This is a genomic window from Variovorax sp. CCNWLW225, from assembly GCF_037204045.1.
GTDB lineage: Bacteria > Pseudomonadota > Gammaproteobacteria > Burkholderiales > Burkholderiaceae_C > Variovorax.
On sequence record NZ_JBBCBV010000001.1, the window covers coordinates 803822 to 821226 of the forward strand.

Below are 17405 nucleotides of genomic sequence, written 5' to 3' on the forward strand. Positions count from 1 at the left end.
GGGTCAAAACGGGTCGTTGCGGGTCCACAACATGAAAGATATAAACAACTTATCCACAGGATCGGTGGAGCACTCGATGAACAACTTGTGGGCGATCTGTGGAGCAGCGGTGGACTGCTGTCTGACATCTCGCATCGTGAAGGAATTCACCTTCCTTATGCATGGACCCACCGCCCAAGGGCTCCTATTCTACCGAAAACCGTCCTAAGCCCATCGATAAGTTAGTGAACACAAACAAAATAACGACTCTTCGCGGCCCAAAAATTTTTTTGGACCGGGCTGTCGAGCGTCGCAAACACCTCAAAAAAAGGCCCCAAACCCGACTGTCGGGTGGGGCCACTTGACGGCAGCGCCAGTTCAGCGTGCGGGTCGGATCAGGGCATATTGCGCCCACTCGCCTCGCCGGAACAGCACGCTGAGCGGCTTGTTCTTGTCGGCCTTGGCCAAGGCGGATTCGAATTCCTTGACGCTCGTCACTTCGATATTGCCCACCGAAAGAATCACGTCGCCCTCGCGAAGACCGGCCCGCGCGGCGGCATCGGTCGCCGCGTCGATACGCACGCCGCGCGCCTTGAGCTCCTTCTTCTGCGCGTCCGTCAGGTCGCTGACCACGAGGCCGATCGACTTTCCGGCGGTGGACGACGGCTTGGCCTGCGGCTCCTCGCGGTCCGACTGGCGCTTGCTCGTTGGCTTGGTCTCGGGGTCGCCTTCCGCCACGGTGATCGAAAGTTCACGCGAGCTGCCGTTGCGGAATACGGTCAGCGTGCTCTTCACGCCCGGCTTGGTGCTGGCCACCGAGCGCGAGAGATCGCTCGGCGTTTCGATGACCTTCTCGCCGTACTTGGTGATGATGTCGCCTTCGCGCACACCGGCCTTGTCGGCCGCCGAGCCCGGCACCACGCTGCTCACCACGGCGCCGCGCGCCTTGCCGAGGCCAAGGGACTCGGCCACGTCCTTCGAGACAGAACCGATGGTCACGCCGATCAGGCCGCGCGAGACGCGGCCGGTGGTGCGCAACTGGTCGCTGACGCGGATCGCCTCGTCGATCGGGATCGAGAACGAAATGCCCATGTAGCCGCCGGAGCGCGAGTAGATCTGGCTGTTGATGCCGACCACCTCGCCGCGCAGGTTGATGAGCGGGCCGCCCGAATTGCCCGGGTTGATGGCAACGTCGGTCTGGATCAGCGGCACCAGGTCGCCGGTGTCGCGCTGCTTTGCGCTCACGATGCCGGCGGTGACGGTGTTCTCCAGGCCGAAGGGCGAGCCGATGGCCATCACCCATTCGCCGACGCGCAGCTTCGAGATGTCGCCGACCTTCACCACGGGCAAGCCCGTGGCCTCGATCTTGACCACCGCGACGTCGCTGCGCTTGTCGGCGCCGATCAGCTTGGCCTTGAACTCGCGCTTGTCGGTGAGCGTGACCAGGATCTCCGACGCATCCTCGATGACGTGGGCATTGGTCATCACATAGCCGTCCGCAGTCAGGATGAAGCCCGAGCCCACGCCGCGCGGACGCTCTTCTTCCTGGGGCTGCGGCCGGTTGGGACGCGGGCCCGGACGCGGATTGCCGGGCAGCGGCTGTCCGAAGAAGCGCCGGAAGAACTCCTGCATTTCCTCGTCCATTTCTCCACCGCCACCGCTGCGAGAGGAAACCTTCTCGACGGTGCGGATCCCGACCACGGCAGGCCCGACCTGCTCGACCAGATCGGCGAAGTCGGGCAAGCCGCGCGCTTGCGGTGTCTGGGGCGTCTGGGCGATGGCCGACGTTACCGGCAGGAAACCCACGCTGGCCGAACAGGCCAGGCCGAATGCGAAGAGATAGGAACGAAGCTTGTGTCCCTCGACTTTGAACATCATCGGTTTTCTTTCAAAAGAACAGAGCGACCAAAAGAAGAGCTATGAGTCTGTGATGCGGACTTGGTTCAGCGCCAACTGCGCATGTGCGCCGGGTCAACGCGTGCGCGCGAGGCTTTGGGCAAACGCGTTGAGCGTCTGCTGCGGCACCTCGCCCACGGCGGTGAGCCACCAGTCGCTTGCCGGCTCGGGCAACCGCCGGCGAATCGCGTTGGTTGCGCCAATGGTCAGCACGCCGTCGCGCGGTGCACGCTTTTCATCGTAGCGCTCGATGAAAAGCGACACCGAAGCCAGGCCATCGGAGAAAGTCCACTGAACGGTGCGGTCCTGCCCCGTCTTGTCGCCGGCCGCCGGGCGCCGGTAGAAGCTGCCGGGCTTGAAGCCGGCCACCGGCGCCTTGAGAACCCAGCCCTCGTCTTGCGCGCTGGTGCGCTCGAGCTCGAGCTTCTCGATGCGGTAACCGCTTGTATTGGTCATCATCTGCGCGAGGGCCTGCGCCTTGACCGGCGCATCGAGCTGCAGTTCGGAGAACGCCGACTGCTCCACGACGCGGGAATCACCGTCCACGGTCTGCAGCTTGATGACGAGACCGGAGCGGCGCTCGCTCCAGATGCGGTAGCCGAAGCGCAGGTTGTCATGCGGCACCAGCTGCACCACGTCGGCGTCGAAGCCCGCCACACGGTCCTTGCCGATGGCGCGGACGTCGTAGAAGTCGCCGATCGACGAATCCGGCTTGTCGGGCAGGTTGGGAAAAAGGTCGAGGTTTTCGCGCTTTTCGACCTTCACGACCTTTGCCTCGGGCAAGAAGGTCATGACGTGGTGATTGCGCCTGAAAGTCGAGCGCGGCGGCCCCGACAGCGCCTCGATGCGTTCGATCTGCAGGTCGCCGTCGCGCACATGCCAGATGCGCGCGCTCGAAAGATCGCCGCCCGCTGCCGAAACCACGAAAGTGCCGACGTAATTGCGTTGCCGGGCTCCCGTGTGCATACGCTGAAGCCACTCGACCACACCCATGGCCGGCGGAGCGTCACCGGCTTGCGCCGAGGCCGCTCCCTTTGCATTCACCGGACCTGAACGGGTCTGTGCGGTCGCGACCTGCGCAAGGCAGAAAGCAGTGAACACCAGCGCGAACGCGCGTACGGAGATCGGCATCTGAACGGTCATTGGGAGCGACAGGCGCGCAATCAGCGCGTGGGCCCCTCGAAGGTCGCGTTGCGCAAAAAGCCCGAAGGCATTTGCGAAGCGCCGCCGGCCTGCTGGTGCGCTTCGAGCAACTGGTCGAGCCGCGGGTCGCGCAGCATGACCTGCGGGCTGCCGTTACCGACCATCACGCGGGTCGGCGTCAGGGTATTGGCCGCAGGCGATTGGCTGTTGACCGCTGCAGCGGCGAGTACCGAATTGGCGGCCGGTTGCTGCTGGGCCGCAATCTGCGCCCCGGAAGACGGGAAACCCGCTCCGTTGCCCACCAATGTCCAGCTGATGGCGGCCACGGCCACCAGCGACGCGGCGCCGGCCACCAGCTTCCAGCGGAACACCGGCTCGTTGGCGGCATCGGCCCTGCGCTGCAGCGTGACCACCTTGGTGGCCGTTACCGGCGCCAGGATCGGGGTTGCAACCACGGGCTCAGCCGCAAGGCGCTGCTGGAACCGGGTCAGGAACGCGTTGCTGTCGCTGCAAGGCGCATGGGCACCCGAGCGCAGAACATCGCCCACGAGGTGATAGGAGCGCCAGGCAGCGCGCGCATCGTCTTCGGCGCAGACGGCTTCGATGGCCCGCGCGAAGTCGTCGCCCTGCAAATGACCGTCCGCCAGTGCGGACACCTGTTCACGAGCCGTCATCGTCTGATTCATTTCATTCACCTGCTTACCTACCAACGCTTGCCCGACTGGTTGTCCAGCAGCGGTTTGACCCTGGCCGAAATGGCCTCGCGCGCCCGGAAAATACGCGAACGCACCGTGCCGATAGGGCAATCCATGACCTCGGCAATCTCTTCGTAACTCATGCCCTCGATCTCGCGAAGGGTGACAGCCTGCCGCAGCTCGGCAGGCAGCGCTTCCATGGCCGCTTCGACCACGCTGGCGATTTCGTTTGCCGCCAGCACCGATTCGGGGGTTTCGTCGCTGATTGGTTCGTTTCCGGGGCGGTAAGTTTCATCGTCTTCGTCAGAAGACGGCCGCAAGGCGCTTTCGGAGATGGTGGGGTCGCGCTTCATGTCGACCAGCGCCTTCTTGGCGGTGTTGACCGCAATCCGGTAAAGCCAGGTGTAGAACTGGGCGTCGCCACGGAACTGGTGAAGCGCCCGGTAGGCCCGGATAAAGGTTTCCTGCGCGATGTCCTCGACCAGGTCGACATCGCGCACCATGCGCCCGATCAGGCGCTCGATCCGGCGCTGGTATTTGATGACCAGCAGCTCGAACGCCTTCTGGTCGCCCGCCACAGTGCGCTGGACGAGCTGGAGATCGACCTCACCCGGGCGCGGCGCCTCGACGGACACATCGGTCAAGCCGGAGTCCGGTGGCACTGGCGGCGGAGAAGTGGTCATCGGGGAGATTCAGGGCGCGTCGGCCGGCACGGTCGCCCGCCAAGGCTCTGCGGCAGGCGAGGCGGACGGGGGGCGCGAATATACCGCACGGCGCAAATCGCGCCAGCGCTCAGGCTGGGAGCGCTGTTCAATCCATATCCAACGTGCGGCGCGGCCTGGCTCGGTCAGCCGGACCAGCAGCAGCGATTGAAGATCGAGCGCCACGGAAGCCTGCGCGGCATGAACGGCGCGGCCCCGGTCGGTACCCGTCAGGGTCCAATGGAGCCCGTCGAAGTGCAACACGCCAGCGCCGTCGCTTCGCAGGCCGAGCGCGGCCGCGATGCCGGCGAACAGAACACTCAGAACCAGGAGCAGCTGGCGCCAGCCCGCACTATCGAAGAGATAGCAGGAGAGGCCTGCGCAGCAGGCGCCCAGGGCCCAGGTGGCAATCAGTATCCGGGTTGCGCCGCGCGAGCGCCCCACCGGATAGGTCACCGACGGTGCGCTATGCATGAAAGAGCAAGGCTCAAGCGCGCTTGAACACCAGCGTGCCGTTGGTGCCGCCGAAGCCGAAGTTGTTCTTGACCGCGACATCGATCTTGAGATCGCGCGCCGTATTGGCGCAGTAGTCGAGGTCGCACTCCGGATCCTGGTTGAAGATGTTGATGGTCGGCGGGCTCTTCTGGTGATGCAGTGCGAGCACCGTGAACACCGACTCGATGCCGCCGGCACCGCCCAGCAAGTGGCCGGTCATCGACTTGGTCGAGTTCACGACCAGCTTCTTCGCGTGATCGCCGAAAGTCCTCTTGACCGCATTGGTCTCGTTGAGGTCGCCGATCTGCGTGGAAGTGCCATGGGCATTCAGGTACTGCACCTGGTCCGCATTCACGCCCGCATTGGCGAGCGCCATGGCCATCGAGCGGCTCGGGCCGTCGACGTCGGGCGCCGTCATGTGGTACGCGTCGCCGGTCAGGCCGAAGCCCGCCACTTCCGCGTAGATCTTGGCGCCGCGCGCCTTGGCGTGTTCGTACTCTTCGAGCACCAGCACGCCGGCGCCCTCGCCCAGCACGAAACCGTCGCGGTCCTTGTCCCACGGACGCGAAGCCGTGGCGGGATCGTCGTTGCGCGTGCTCAGTGCACGCGGCGCGGTAAAGCCGCCGATGCCGAGCGGAGAAATGGTCGACTCGGCGCCGCCCGCGATCATGACGTCGGCATCGCCGTATTCGATCATGCGCGCCGAGGTGCCGATGGCGTGCAGGCCGGTGGTGCAGGCGGTGACCACGGCAATGTTCGGGCCCTTGAAGCCGTACTTGATCGACACGTGGCCCGAGATCATGTTGATGATCGAAGCCGGCACGAAGAACGGCGAAATGCGGCGCGGGCCGCGGCTGGCGTATTCGCCATGCGTCTCTTCGATCATCGGCAGGCCACCGATGCCGGAGCCGATGTTGCAGCCGATGCGCACGGCTTCTTCGTACGACAGCGCTTCGCCGGTCGGCAGTCCGCTGTCCTGCACCGCCTGGATGGCGGCGGCAAGCCCCAGATGAATGAAGCGGTCCATGTGGCGCGCTTCTTTCTCCGAGATGTATTGGGTGATGTCGAAACCCTTCACCTCACCTGCGAACTTGCAGGCGAAGGCGCTTGCATCGAATGCGGTGATGTTCGCAATGCCCGACTTCCCGGCCAACAGGTTGGCCCAGGACTCGGTTGCGGTGTTTCCGACAGGAGCGATGCAACCGAGTCCGGTCACGACGACGCGGCGTTTGGTCATGCCGGCAAACCTTTCTGGAAGCGCTGAACAGCTGCTGGCGGCGCGTACGGTGCTTGAAAGAAGCGCCGCCGGCCGTCGCAGTTGCAGCCGGCCCGATCAGGCCTTTTGATTCTTGGTGGCGTAGTCGACGGCGTTTTGCACCGTGGTGATCTTCTCGGCGTCTTCATCCGGAATTTCAATGCCGAATTCGTCTTCGAGTGCCATCACCAGTTCGACCGTGTCGAGCGAGTCCGCGCCGAGGTCGGCCACGAAGGCCTTTTCGTTCGTTACTTGGGACTCTTCCACGCCGAGTTGCTCGGCGATGATTTTCTTGACACGTGCTTCGATATCGCTCATTTGGTTCCCTCTGAGGGTTGTAGGTAATCGGTGGATTTTAGCCGGGCGCATTGTGGCATTTGCCGTGCACCCGGGACGGGGAAAGATTGCGCCTTGCGGCCAATTACATGTGCATGCCGCCGTTGACGTGCAGTTCCTGCCCCGTCACATAGGAAGCCTGCGGAGATGCGAGATACGCGACCGCATGCGCGATGTCGGCCGGCTTGCCCAGGTGGCCCAGCGGAATCTGCTGGAGCAGCGCCTGTTGCTGTGCCTCAGGCAGGCTGGCGGTCATGTCGGTTTCGATGAAACCCGGCGCGACGCAATTGACCGTGATGTTGCGGCTGCCGAGTTCACGTGCCAGCGCGCGGGTCATGCCCGCCACACCGGCCTTGGCGGCGGCGTAGTTGGCCTGGCCGGCATTGCCGGAGGCGCCTACCACGCTGGTGATGCTGATGATGCGGCCATACCGTTGCTTCATCATCGGGCGAATCACGGCACGCGAAAGGCCGAACACAGCCTTGAGATTGGTGGCCAGCACCGCGTCCCAGTCGTCGTCCTTCATGCGCATGGCGAGCGTGTCGCGCGTGATGCCGGCGTTGTTGACCAGCACGTGGATGGCGCCATAGGCCTTCACGATCTCGTCGATCAGGGCCTCGACGGCGGCACCGTCGTTCACGTCAAGTGCGCGGCCGCGGCCGCCGAAGGCGCTGAGCGCCGAGGTGATCTTGGCCGCGCCTTCTTCGGTGGTGCCGGTGCCGACCACCTTGAGGCCACGCTGGGCGAGCTCGAGTGCAATCGCTGCGCCAATGCCGCGCGATGCGCCGGTGACCAGGGCGACTTGCCCTTCGAATTTGGGAATGCTCATAAAAGAAGTGTCCGGGCCTTTCGCCGTTCAGGCGGCGAGCAGTTGTCGGGTGTCCGCGAGCGTTGCCGGGTCGTACACCGACGCGGCTTCGAGCTCGGGGGCGATGCGCTTGACCATTCCGGCCAGCACCTTGCCGGGCCCGCACTCGATGATGGCGGCTACACCGCGCAGTTTCAAGGCCTGCACGCTTTCAACCCAGCGAACCGGGCCGGCGGCCTGGCGCACCAGGGCTTCGCGGATGCGGGCCGGATCGGTTTCCACGGCCACATCGATATTGTTGAGTACCGGAATCTGCGGCGCGGCGAGGGTGATGGTGCTGAGCTTTTCGCGCAGCGCTTCGGCCGCGGGCTTCATCAGGCTCGAATGGAACGGCGCCGAGACGGGCAACAGCAACGCGCGCTTGGCGCCATTGGCCTTGAGCAGCTCGCAGGCCTTGTCGACAGCCGCCTTGCTGCCTGCGATCACGGTTTGCATCGGATCGTTGAAATTCACGGCTTCGACGATCTCGCCGCTGCCTGCACCGAAAGATGCGGTGGCTTCCGCGCAGCCCGCCACGACCTTGCCAGCTTCCATGCCCAGAACGGCGGCCATGGCGCCGGTGCCCACAGGCACCGCCTGCTGCATGGCCCGCGCACGAAACCGCACCAGCGGCGCGGCTTGCGCCAGCGTGAGCACGCCGGACGCCACCAGCGCGGAGTATTCGCCCAGAGAATGTCCCGCCACGACGGAAGGGGCTGCGCCGCCTTCGGCCAGCCAGGTGCGCCAAGCCGCCACGCCGGCCACCAGCATGACAGGCTGGGTGTTGGTGGTGAGCGCCAGTTCTTCCTTGGGGCCGTTCTTGATCAGCGTGGCAATGTCTTCGCCCAGCGCCTCGGAGGCCTCGCGCAAGGTTTCGACAACGGCCGGGTGGTCGCCCCAGGCGTCGAGCATGCCGACCGCCTGCGAGCCCTGACCCGGAAAGACAAAAGCGAAGGATTTCATTGTTTTAAAGCGTCATGTCGCACTGCGGCCCCTACAGGCGCCGCAACACGCTACAAGTTCAATAGCACCGCGCCCCAGGTGAAGCCACCGCCCACACCTTCGAGCATGACGGTTTCGCCCTTTTTCACCTTGCCGGAGCGCACGGCTTCATCAAGCGCAAGCGGAATCGAGGCGGCCGAGGTATTGCCGTGCTCGTTGACCGTGACGATGAGCTTCTCGCGCGGAAGCTTCAGCTTCTTGGCCGTGCCTTCCATGATGCGGATGTTGGCTTGGTGCGGAATGAGCCAGTCGATGTCGGCGTCGGTCTTGCCGGCTTTTGCGAGCGTGGCACGCGCGGCTTCTTCGAGCACGCGCACTGCCAGCTTGAACACGGCCTGGCCGTCCATATGCAGCAGGGGCGTACCCAGCACGTTGCCGCCGGACACATGGCCCGGCACGCAAAGAATGCCGACGTGCTTGCCGTCCGCATGCAGGTCGCTCGCCAGGATGCCGGGCTCTTCGCTCGCTTCGAGCACCACGGCGCCGGCGCCGTCGCCGAACAGCACGCAGGTGGTGCGGTCGTTGAAATCGAGAATGCGCGAGAACACTTCGGCGCCGACCACCAGCGCGCAACGCGCGGTGCCGGTGCGAATCATGGCGTCGGCCACGGTCAGCGCATAGACAAAGCCGCTGCAGACCGCCTGCACGTCGAACGCCGGGCAACCGGCGATGCCGAGCTTGTTCTGAAGGATGGCGGCCGACGACGGAAACACCATGTCGGGCGTCGACGTGGCCACGATGATCAGATCGACCTCTTCCGCCTTGCGTCCCGCAGCCTCTAGGGCGCTTCGGGCGGCTTCAAGGCCGAGATCGCTGCTCGTCACCTCGGGCGCCGCGAAATGGCGCGCGTGGATGCCGGTGCGCTCGACGATCCATTGATCCGAGGTTTCGATGCCGCGCGTTGCCAATTCCTTGGCAAGGTCGTCATTGGTCACCCGGCGCGGAGGCAGATAGCTGCCAGTGCCGGTGATGCGTGAATAAGGGCTCATCAAGCGTGAAGGGCCGTCGCGTCCGCTGGCACCGCTGGCTCCTGCCGCGCGAGCAAAGGCGCGGCGTGGGCGATGCGGGCCCGCACGCGATCGAGCAGGTTGTTGCGAGCGGCATCATAAGCGCGATCCAGCGCATGGCCGAAAGCCACTTCGTCAGCCGAGCCATGGCTCTTGAAAACCAGCCCGCGCAGGCCCAACAAGGCCGCACCGTTGTAACGACGGTGATCCAGGCGATTTTTAAACGCTTTTAGCACCGGATAGGCAACGATAGCTGCAGCCTTGGTGAAAATGCTCCGCGAAAATTCCACGCGAATGAATTCGCCGATCATTGACGCGACGCCTTCGCTCGCCTTCAGCGCAACGTTCCCGACAAAACCGTCACACACGACGATGTCGGTCGTTCCCTTGAAGATATCGTTGCCTTCCACGTTTCCGTAGAAGTTCAAATCTTTGGAATTAGCCGCAGTACGAAGCAGTTGGCTCGCTTTTTTGATTGTTTCGCTGCCCTTGATCGCTTCTTCGCCCACGTTGAGCAAGCCGACCGAAGGCGACTCGTTGCCCGTGAGCGCGGAAACCAGCGCCGAGCCGAGCACGGCAAACTGCAGCAGGTCTTCAGCGTCGCAGTCGACATTCGCACCCAGGTCGAGCACGGTGGTGGCGCCGCCCTTGATGTTCGGCAGTTGCGGAGCGATCGCCGGGCGGTCGATGCCGTCGAGCGTTTTGAGCAGGTAGCGCGCAATTGCCATCAGCGCGCCCGTGTTGCCGGCCGAGATGGCGGCTTGGGCGGCACCGTCCTTGACTTGCTGAATTGCGATACGCATCGAAGAGTCTTTCTTCTTGCGCAGTGCAATTTCGACCGGGTCGTCCATGCCCACCACTTCGCTGGCGGCAACGATGCGTGCCCGCGGGTGTTCGCCGAAAGCGGCCAGGGCCGCAGGTGCGCCGACCAGGAGCAGCGATGCTTCCGCATGCCGATCGAGAAACGCGCGGCAGGCCGCAAGCGTGACGCGCGGCCCATGATCGCCACCCATGCAATCCACGGCTAGCGTGATTGCGGCGGGCGCGGCGGAGGATTCGGAGGAGGAAGACGTAACCATCAAAACAAAGGCCCGACGCTACAGCAAAAGTAGCTTCGGGCCTCGGCCTTGGGATGCGAAATCAGGCTTCGGACTTGTTCTTGAGGACCTGACGGCCACGGTAGAAACCGTTCGGGCTGATGTGGTGACGCAGGTGCGTTTCACCGGTGGTCGGTTCCACGGCAATGCCGGGCACGACCAGCGCATTGTGGGAACGGTGCATGCCGCGCTTGGAAGGCGACTTCTTGTTTTGCTGGACGGCCATGATGGCTCCTGGACTGTTAGGTGAGTGAGTGGATGCGCTCTCTTGCGGTGGCAATACAGGGGCATGTATGGAATGCCTTTGTCTGTCTTGCTGCTCACGGCGGCGCGCGCGAAGCCCATGATTATAGCCCAGCCTGCGAGAAAGGGCTACTTGCCCTCTTCCGGCTTGCGCGAACGCAACGCGCCGAGCACCGCAAACGGGTTGGGCTTGGCCTCTTCGGCCGCCTTGAAGTCCTCGTCGCTGGACGAAAGCTGGATCGGCGTGGGGCACACCTCGTGGACGGGCATGACGGGGATTTCCATCAAAAGCTCGTCCTCGATGAGGGCATGCAGGTCGAAATCGCGGCTCACGACCAGCAGGTCTTCTTCGGATTCGTCGTCTTCGGCGTCGGCGGTGGCCTCATCGGCCACAAAACGGAACCAGCGGTCGGATGCAACAAGCGTATCAACCGGTGCCAGGCAGCGCTGGCACACCAGCGGCACCGTCGTTTCGGCCACCAGGTGCAGCCAGGGTTCGGCCTTGCCGTCGGCGCCGGTGCGCTGTTCACCGGTCGCCTCCCAGTGCACCAGGGCTTCTGGCGCCGGTGCGGCCAGTTCTTGCGCCAGCCGGGAGTAATCAGGCACCGGGTCGCCAGCTGAAAGCACCGCGGCTTCAGCGGCAAAGGCGGCCACGTCGAGCCGCTGGGGAACAAATTCTCTCTTCATCCGCACCAGTCTAGCGCGCCAGCCGGGGGAATTGGCGCAGTGCGGCCAAAGGCTCTTGCGGCCTCACGCACAATCGTCTCCATGCAACGCCCCCTGATTCTTGCTTCGACCTCGCGCTACCGGCGCGAACTGCTGAACCGCCTTCATTTGCCCTTCGACGTGCAGCCCCCGGATGTCGACGAAACCGCGCTTCCCGGCGAAACCCCGCGCGAACTGGCCGAGCGCCTGGCATTGGAAAAGGCCCGCGCCGTGGCCGCACGCTTTCCCGAGGCCGTGGTGATCGGCTCGGACCAGGTGGCCGACCTGGCCGGCGAGGCGCTCGGCAAGCCCGGCGACCACGCGCGCGCCACGGCCCAGTTGCGCAAGATGCGCGGCCAGACGCTGATATTCCAGACTGCCGTGGCCGTCGTTTGCCAAGCTACCGGCTTTGTCGAACGCGATCTGGCGCCGGTCCGGGTCGTTTTCCGGGACCTCAGCGATGCGGCCATCGAGCGCTACCTGCAGGCCGAACAGCCCTACGACTGCGCGGGCAGCGCCAAGAGCGAAGGACTCGGCATCGCATTGCTGAGCGCCATCGACAGCGACGACCCCACCGCCCTGGTCGGCCTGCCGCTGATTCGCACCTGCCGCATGCTGCGTTCCGCCGGAGTCGAATTGCTGTGATGCCGGGCAAGCTCTATCTCGTACCCGCACCGCTCGACTTCGGCTGCGACACCCAGGCACCGCTCCAGGACGCCCTGCCCCTCGGCACGCTGCAGGCGGCCGCCGGCATTACCCACTGGATCTGCGAAAACGCCAAGTCGGCGCGCGCGTACCTGAAGCGGATCGATGCCGTCGTTCCGCTGGCGGCTCCCCTGCAGGCGCAGGACATCCGGGAGTTGCCGCGCGAAGTGCACAAGAAGGGCGACCACGCCGGTCAATTCGATGCCCGGCCCTTGCTGGCTGCGGCTCTCGAAGGCCACGACATCGGCCTGCTGAGCGAAGCCGGCATGCCGGCTGTGGCAGACCCGGGCTCTTCGGTGGCGCGCGCCGCGCATGACCTGGGCATTGCCGTGGTGCCGCTCACCGGTCCGGTGTCGCTGCTGCTCGCATTGGCCGCGAGCGGCCTCAACGGCCAGAACTTCGCTTTCGTCGGCTACCTGCCCCAGGACTCGGGCGAGCGGCAAAGCCGCATCCGCGAGCTCGAGGCGCTGGCGCTCAAGACCGGCCAGACGCAGCTTTTCATCGAGACCCCCTATCGCAACGCCGCGCTGCTCCAGGCGCTGGTGCAAACGCTCCAGCACAACACCCGCCTTGCGGTGGCGCGCGGCCTCACGCTGGCAACCGCCCACGTGCGCAGCGAAACAGTGAAGGTCTGGCGCGCCAAGGCGCCCGGCGCCGCTACGGACGAACGCCTGCCCGCGGTGTTCGCGATCGGGCGTTGACGATGGTGGTCACCGCCAGCACCCGCTGGGCCTCTCGCGCGCAGTTCTTTTCCTCCGGCTTCATCTTTGCGACCTGGGGCGTGCACGTTCCCACCGTCAAGGCCCACTACGGCATCGACGAGGCCCAGCTCGGCCTCGCAATGCTCGCGGCCGGTGCCGGTGCGATGTACGGCCTGACCAGCGCCGGCCGCTGGATCGGGCGCCACGGCCCCCGGCGCATGGCGGCCGTCTGCGGCTGCGTCTACGCACTGCTGTTGGCCGGGCTCATCGCCATGCCCGGCTACCTCGCCCTGCTGGCGTTGCTGGCGGCCTTCGGCCTGGTGACCAGCGTGTTCGACGTGGCCATCAATACCGAAGCGGCGCAGCTCGAACTGCATGGCGGCACGCCGCTGATGAGCGGCATGCACGGCATGTTCAGCCTGGGCGGCATGGCCGGAGCCGCGAGCGGCAGCGCCGCACTCGCGGCAGGCCTGGGCGCGCAGGCGCACCTGCTGTGGGTTGCGGGCGCCATGGCGCTGCTGGTGGCCGTGTCTTCGATGCGCATGCTGCCCAACCCGCCGGCCGCAAGCGATGCAACTGCCGCAGACCGCAAATTCCGGCTGCCCCGCGGCGCGCTTGCGGTGCTGGGCGTGCTCGCGGCGCTGGGCCTGATTGCCGAGGGCGCCATCTACGACTGGAGCGTGCTCTACATGCAGCAGGAACTCGGCAGCCCGCAAAAGCAGGCCGCGCTGGCGTACGCGAGCTTCTCGGCGGCGATGGCGGCCGCGCGCTTCGGCGGCGACGCCATGCGCGCCCGCTTTTCGCCGGCCGCGCTGCTGCTCGGCAGCGGCGTGCTGGCGGCGGCGGCCATGACGCTGGTGCTGCTGACAAACCTCCCCTGGCTTGCGCTGATCGGCTTTGCGGGCGTGGGCGTCGGTTTCGCGAACGTGGTGCCGATTCTGTTCGGCGCATCGGCGCGCGTGCCCGGCGTCGAACCCGCCACCGGCATTGCCGCCGTCTCGGCCGTGGCCTATCTCGGGTTCATGGCCGGGCCGGCAGTCATCGGCTTGCTGGCACGGGCCAGTTCGCTGACGGCCGCGCTGTATGTGGTGGTGGTGTTTGCCGTGGCGCTTGCGGCCTCCGCCCGATACACGAACAGCGGCGGCGACCAGCCCGCCTGAGCCGGCCGCCGGGGGAAGCCTTAGCGCAGCGCCGGGGCGGCGGACTGCAGCGAGCGCACCGTGGCGTCGCCCATGGCGGCGCCGAACTTCTTGGCGAGTTTTTCGGCCACGTTGTCGCGGCGGGTGTAATCGGTCACCTCTTCGGCCTTGATGACTTCGCGTGCCACGTAGTCGACATTGCCCAGCTGGTCCGCCAGGCCGAATTCGACGGCCTGCTCGCCGCTCCAGAAGAGTCCGCTGAAAAGGCCCGGGGTATCGAGCTTGAGCCGGTCGCCGCGCCCCGCCTTCACCACGTTGATGAACTGCTGGTGAATCTGGTTCAGCATGGCCTGGGCGTGCGCGCGCTGCGCATCGCTCATGGGGCTGAACGGGTCGAGAAAGCCCTTGTTGTCTCCGGCCGTCAGCAGCCGGCGCTCGACGCCGACCTTTTCCATCACGCCGGTAAAGCCGAAGCCATCCATCAGCACGCCGATGCTGCCGACGATGCTGGCCTTGTCGACGAAGATCTTGTCGGTGGCGGCGGCAATGTAATAGGCGGCTGAGGCGCAGGTTTCTTCGACCACGGCATACACCGGCTTCTTGTGCTTGGCCTTCAGCCGCTTGATCTCGTCGCTGATGATGCCGGCCTGCACGGGGCTTCCGCCGGGCGAATTGATGAGCAGCACGATACCTTTGGCGCCCTCGTCCTCGAAGGCCGTCTTCATTGCGGCAATGACGAATTCGGCGCTCGCGTCGCCGCCGTTGGCAATTTCGCCCTTGATCTCGACAACCGCCGTGTGGGCCGTGGTCTTGGCGGTGCTCGGCGTGCTGCGCGACATGGCCAGCCAGACCAGGAAGATGAAGAAGGCGAGCCACGACAGACGCGTAAAGGTCTTCCAGCGGCGTGCGGCCTTCTGCTCGTTCAGGGAGGCGAAGGCGAGTTTCTCGAGCGTTGCGCGCTCCCACCCGGGACGCTGCGTGGGGTCTTTGGCCATGTTTTTCGGCGCGCCTTGAGAAGACGCAATGGGAGTGGCCGGCTCAAAAGGATCAAAACCTTCAGGTTCCGTGCGGTTCGGGTCGGTCATTGTCAAAAGGTCAGGGGATGGAGGTTCCAGGCAGTATGCCAGTGCACCACGCCGTCACGTTCGCTGAGGGCGATCTTCACCAGGCCGCCGCGGCACGGGCCGCCGGCGCATTCGCCGGTGTCCGGCTTGTAGACCGCGCCGTGGGTGGCGCAGAGCAGCCACTGGCCGCTGTCGTCGAAGAAGCGGTCGGGCTGAAAATCCATCTCCATGGCCACGTGGCTGCATCGGTTCAGGTAGGCGTGCGGCTGCCCTTCGAAGCGCACTGCAAAAGCACGGCAGGTTTCGCCGCCGTAGACCACGTCGAAAGGTATGGCGAGGCTGCCTTCGACCAGGTCCGAGGCGTTGCAAAGGGGAATGGGCTCTTCTTCGCTCATCGCAAGATCTTCGCTCAGGCGTTGTCCAGGAGCCATGCCTCGAGGCTGGCCACCGAGTGGGCAATGAACAGCGGCTTCAGCGCGTCGAAGCTTTCGGGCTCGTGCGCTCCGTAGCTCACGCCCACGCTCGCGCATCCGGCATTCAGCGCCAGCTGCAGGTCGTGCGTGGTGTCGCCGATCATCAGGGTGCGTTCGGCCGGCACCTCGAGCTCTTCCATCAGCTCCAGCAGCATGCGCGGATGCGGCTTGCCGAATGTCTCGTCGGCGGTGCGCGACGCATCGAAACGGTCGCGCAGCGCGACCGTCTTCAGCGCCTCGTTCAATCCGCGGCGCGACTTGCCCGTGGCCACGGCCAGCTTGTGGCCGCGCGCGCGCAGGGCATCGATCATCTGCAGCACGCCGTCGAACAGCACCAGGTCGTCCTGGTGTTGCAGATAGTGATAGCGGTAGCGCGCGCCGAGCTCGGCGTATTTTTCCTTCGGCACATCGGGGGCCGCGCGCGCCAGGGCCTCGGCCAGGCCCAGGCCGATGACCCATGCGGCATCGTTTTCGCTCGGCTTGGCGCCGCCGACATCGATCACGGCCGCCTGAATGCAGCGCACGATGAGCCGCGTGGAGTCGTAAAGCGTGCCGTCCCAATCAAAGGCGATCAGATCGAAGCGCAGGGGTCGGGAAGAATCAGTCATTGGCCGTGGGAGTGGGATGTTGGGCGAGCGCCTCGAGCGCCTGCGGGGGCATCAAGCCGTGCAGTTCAGGCGGCAGGCTGGCCTGCAGCGCCACGCGCTCGCCGGTCGCTGGGTGGCTGAACTGCAAGCGCCAGGCGTGCAGGAACATGCGCTTGAGGCCGAGTTTTTGCAGCGTGCGCTGGCGCTCGAAGTCGCCGTACTTGTCGTCGCCCGCAATCGGATGGCCGGCCGAAGCAAGGTGCACGCGAATCTGATGAGTGCGGCCGGTCTTGATGGTGACCGCCAGCAATGACAGCGGCGTGGCGTCGCCCGGCAGCGTGAGCCGCGCCAGCACGCGCACCAGCGTGACGGCGCGCATCGCGTCGGGATGGTCCTTGGCGACCACGCGCACACGACGCTCGCCGGCACCGGCGCCATCACCCGGCAGCAGGTATTTGGCAAGCGGCGCATCGAGCACCTTCTTGTTGGCGGGCCAGGCGCCCTCGACCAGCGCAAGATAGGTCTTGCCCGTTTCGCGGTCGCGGAACTGGTCTTGCAGCGCCACCAGTGCGCTGCGCTTCTTGGCGACCAGCAAAATGCCCGAGGTCTCGCGGTCGAGCCGATGCACCAGTTCCAGGAACTTGGCGGCCGGCCGCGCGGTACGCAGTTGCTCGATCACGCCAAAGCTCACACCGCTGCCGCCATGCACCGCCACCCCGGCCGGCTTGTCGATGGCCAGCACCGCGTCGTCTTCCAGCAGCACCGGAAATTCGCGCGGCGGCGCGGGCGGCGTGGCGCCTTCTTCGGCGCGGGCAGATATGCGCACCGGCGGCAGCCGCAGCACGTCGCCCACCTCGATGCGGGTTTCGGCCTGCGCCCGCCCCTTGTTGATGCGCACCTCGCCCGACCGGATGATCCGGTAGACGTGCGTCTTGGGCACGCCTTTCAGGTGGCGGAACAGGAAGTTGTCGAGCCGCTGGCCCGCGGATTCCGCATCCACGGTAATGAATTTGATGGAGGCGTGCGGCGCCCCCGCACCCTCCGCGGCTTTTTGAGCCGCGGGATCCGGAACTGCGGGATTTGGAGCGGCCGCGGGGCTTCGCTTCGCACCTATAATGTTTTTCACCAGCGCGGTCGTGTAAGTGCTTGATTAGACAGAAGTTTAGATCACTGCAGTCAAACGCCCAGGACAACGCTGCGAGGTCGATGCCGCTTTGGCGCCGAGACTGCAAACCCCGCGCAATTGCGCAAAGTGGCAGCCCCTGCGCCCAAGTCAAGCCGACACCCACGAAACACCGATACGGAATACCCAGCCTGCAGCTTCCAAGCTGCAGG

At 65.4% G+C, this 17405-nt stretch carries 20 protein-coding genes; 3 read left to right on the forward strand and 17 right to left on the reverse strand.

What is annotated here, in order from left to right:
- Positions 1-357: 357 nt before the first annotated feature.
- From V9L20_RS03915 to V9L20_RS03975, 13 genes are all read right to left on the reverse strand, one after another.
- A complete protein-coding gene (locus V9L20_RS03915; RefSeq protein ID WP_258504749.1) occupies positions 358-1857 on the reverse strand; it encodes a DegQ family serine endoprotease in 1500 nt (499 codons plus the stop codon).
- A 93-nt stretch (positions 1858-1950) separates the two neighbouring features.
- Complete coding sequence (locus V9L20_RS03920) at positions 1951-3018, reverse strand: MucB/RseB C-terminal domain-containing protein (RefSeq protein WP_337295558.1); 1068 nt, start codon at positions 3016-3018, stop codon at positions 1951-1953.
- Between the two features lie 20 nt (positions 3019-3038).
- Positions 3039-3704 (reverse strand): sigma-E factor negative regulatory protein, encoded by a 666-nt coding sequence (locus V9L20_RS03925; RefSeq protein ID WP_258504746.1) that lies wholly within the window; start codon positions 3702-3704, stop codon positions 3039-3041.
- Between the two features lie 17 nt (positions 3705-3721).
- The gene (gene rpoE, locus V9L20_RS03930) at positions 3722-4396 is read right to left on the reverse strand and encodes an RNA polymerase sigma factor RpoE (protein ID WP_258504745.1); all 675 of its coding nucleotides are present in this window, start codon (positions 4394-4396) and stop codon (positions 3722-3724) included.
- Positions 4397-4405: 9 nt separating this feature from the next.
- Positions 4406-4888, reverse strand: a complete 483-nt coding sequence (locus V9L20_RS03935; protein ID WP_337295559.1) for a hypothetical protein — start codon at positions 4886-4888, stop codon at positions 4406-4408.
- A 13-nt stretch (positions 4889-4901) separates the two neighbouring features.
- Complete coding sequence (gene fabF, locus V9L20_RS03940) at positions 4902-6146, reverse strand: beta-ketoacyl-ACP synthase II (RefSeq protein WP_337295560.1); 1245 nt, start codon at positions 6144-6146, stop codon at positions 4902-4904.
- Between the two features lie 96 nt (positions 6147-6242).
- Positions 6243-6482 (reverse strand): acyl carrier protein, encoded by a 240-nt coding sequence (gene acpP / locus V9L20_RS03945; protein ID WP_007830471.1) that lies wholly within the window; start codon positions 6480-6482, stop codon positions 6243-6245.
- A 103-nt stretch (positions 6483-6585) separates the two neighbouring features.
- Entirely contained in the window at positions 6586-7329 is a 744-nt protein-coding gene (gene fabG / locus V9L20_RS03950) for a 3-oxoacyl-ACP reductase FabG (protein ID WP_258504739.1), read from the reverse strand.
- Between the two features lie 27 nt (positions 7330-7356).
- Entirely contained in the window at positions 7357-8310 is a 954-nt protein-coding gene (fabD, locus tag V9L20_RS03955; RefSeq protein ID WP_337295561.1) for an ACP S-malonyltransferase, read from the reverse strand.
- A gap of 50 nt (positions 8311-8360) precedes the next feature.
- Complete coding sequence (locus V9L20_RS03960) at positions 8361-9338, reverse strand: beta-ketoacyl-ACP synthase III (protein ID WP_337295562.1); 978 nt, start codon at positions 9336-9338, stop codon at positions 8361-8363.
- Positions 9338-10435, reverse strand: a complete 1098-nt coding sequence (plsX, locus tag V9L20_RS03965; RefSeq protein WP_258504735.1) for a phosphate acyltransferase PlsX — start codon at positions 10433-10435, stop codon at positions 9338-9340. Before plsX ends, V9L20_RS03960 begins: the two co-directional genes overlap by 1 nt.
- 61 nt (positions 10436-10496) lie before the next feature.
- A complete protein-coding gene (gene rpmF, locus V9L20_RS03970; protein ID WP_007830466.1) occupies positions 10497-10679 on the reverse strand; it encodes a 50S ribosomal protein L32 in 183 nt (60 codons plus the stop codon).
- Positions 10680-10825: 146 nt separating this feature from the next.
- On the reverse strand, positions 10826-11383 hold the full coding sequence (locus tag V9L20_RS03975) for a YceD family protein (RefSeq protein WP_258504732.1): 558 nt from the start codon (positions 11381-11383) through the stop codon (positions 10826-10828).
- An 81-nt stretch (positions 11384-11464) separates the two neighbouring features.
- Here V9L20_RS03975 and V9L20_RS03980 point away from each other — a divergent pair, with 81 nt between their 5' ends.
- Genes V9L20_RS03980 through V9L20_RS03990 form a run of 3 tightly spaced genes read left to right on the forward strand, consistent with a single transcriptional unit; the run spans position 11465 to position 13967 of the window.
- Positions 11465-12046, forward strand: coding sequence for a Maf family protein (locus V9L20_RS03980; RefSeq protein WP_337295563.1), 582 nt, complete (start codon positions 11465-11467; stop codon positions 12044-12046).
- On the forward strand, positions 12046-12807 hold the full coding sequence (locus tag V9L20_RS03985) for an SAM-dependent methyltransferase (protein WP_337295564.1): 762 nt from the start codon (positions 12046-12048) through the stop codon (positions 12805-12807). The genes V9L20_RS03980 and V9L20_RS03985 overlap by 1 nt, the downstream gene beginning before the upstream one ends.
- A 2-nt stretch (positions 12808-12809) precedes the next feature.
- Positions 12810-13967, forward strand: coding sequence for an MFS transporter (locus tag V9L20_RS03990; protein WP_337295565.1), 1158 nt, complete (start codon positions 12810-12812; stop codon positions 13965-13967).
- Between the two features lie 20 nt (positions 13968-13987).
- Here V9L20_RS03990 and V9L20_RS03995 read toward each other — a convergent pair whose 3' ends face one another.
- The 4 genes from V9L20_RS03995 to V9L20_RS04010 are packed head-to-tail and all read right to left on the reverse strand — an operon-like array spanning position 13988 to position 17196.
- Complete coding sequence (locus V9L20_RS03995; RefSeq protein WP_337295566.1) at positions 13988-15031, reverse strand: S49 family peptidase; 1044 nt, start codon at positions 15029-15031, stop codon at positions 13988-13990.
- Between the two features lie 2 nt (positions 15032-15033).
- On the reverse strand, positions 15034-15405 hold the full coding sequence (locus V9L20_RS04000; RefSeq protein ID WP_337295567.1) for a Rieske (2Fe-2S) protein: 372 nt from the start codon (positions 15403-15405) through the stop codon (positions 15034-15036).
- A 14-nt stretch (positions 15406-15419) separates the two neighbouring features.
- Entirely contained in the window at positions 15420-16091 is a 672-nt protein-coding gene (locus V9L20_RS04005; RefSeq protein WP_126745738.1) for an HAD family hydrolase, read from the reverse strand.
- The gene (locus tag V9L20_RS04010; RefSeq protein WP_337295568.1) at positions 16084-17196 is read right to left on the reverse strand and encodes an RluA family pseudouridine synthase; all 1113 of its coding nucleotides are present in this window, start codon (positions 17194-17196) and stop codon (positions 16084-16086) included. The genes V9L20_RS04005 and V9L20_RS04010 overlap by 8 nt, the downstream gene beginning before the upstream one ends.
- Positions 17197-17405: the final 209 nt, after the last annotated feature.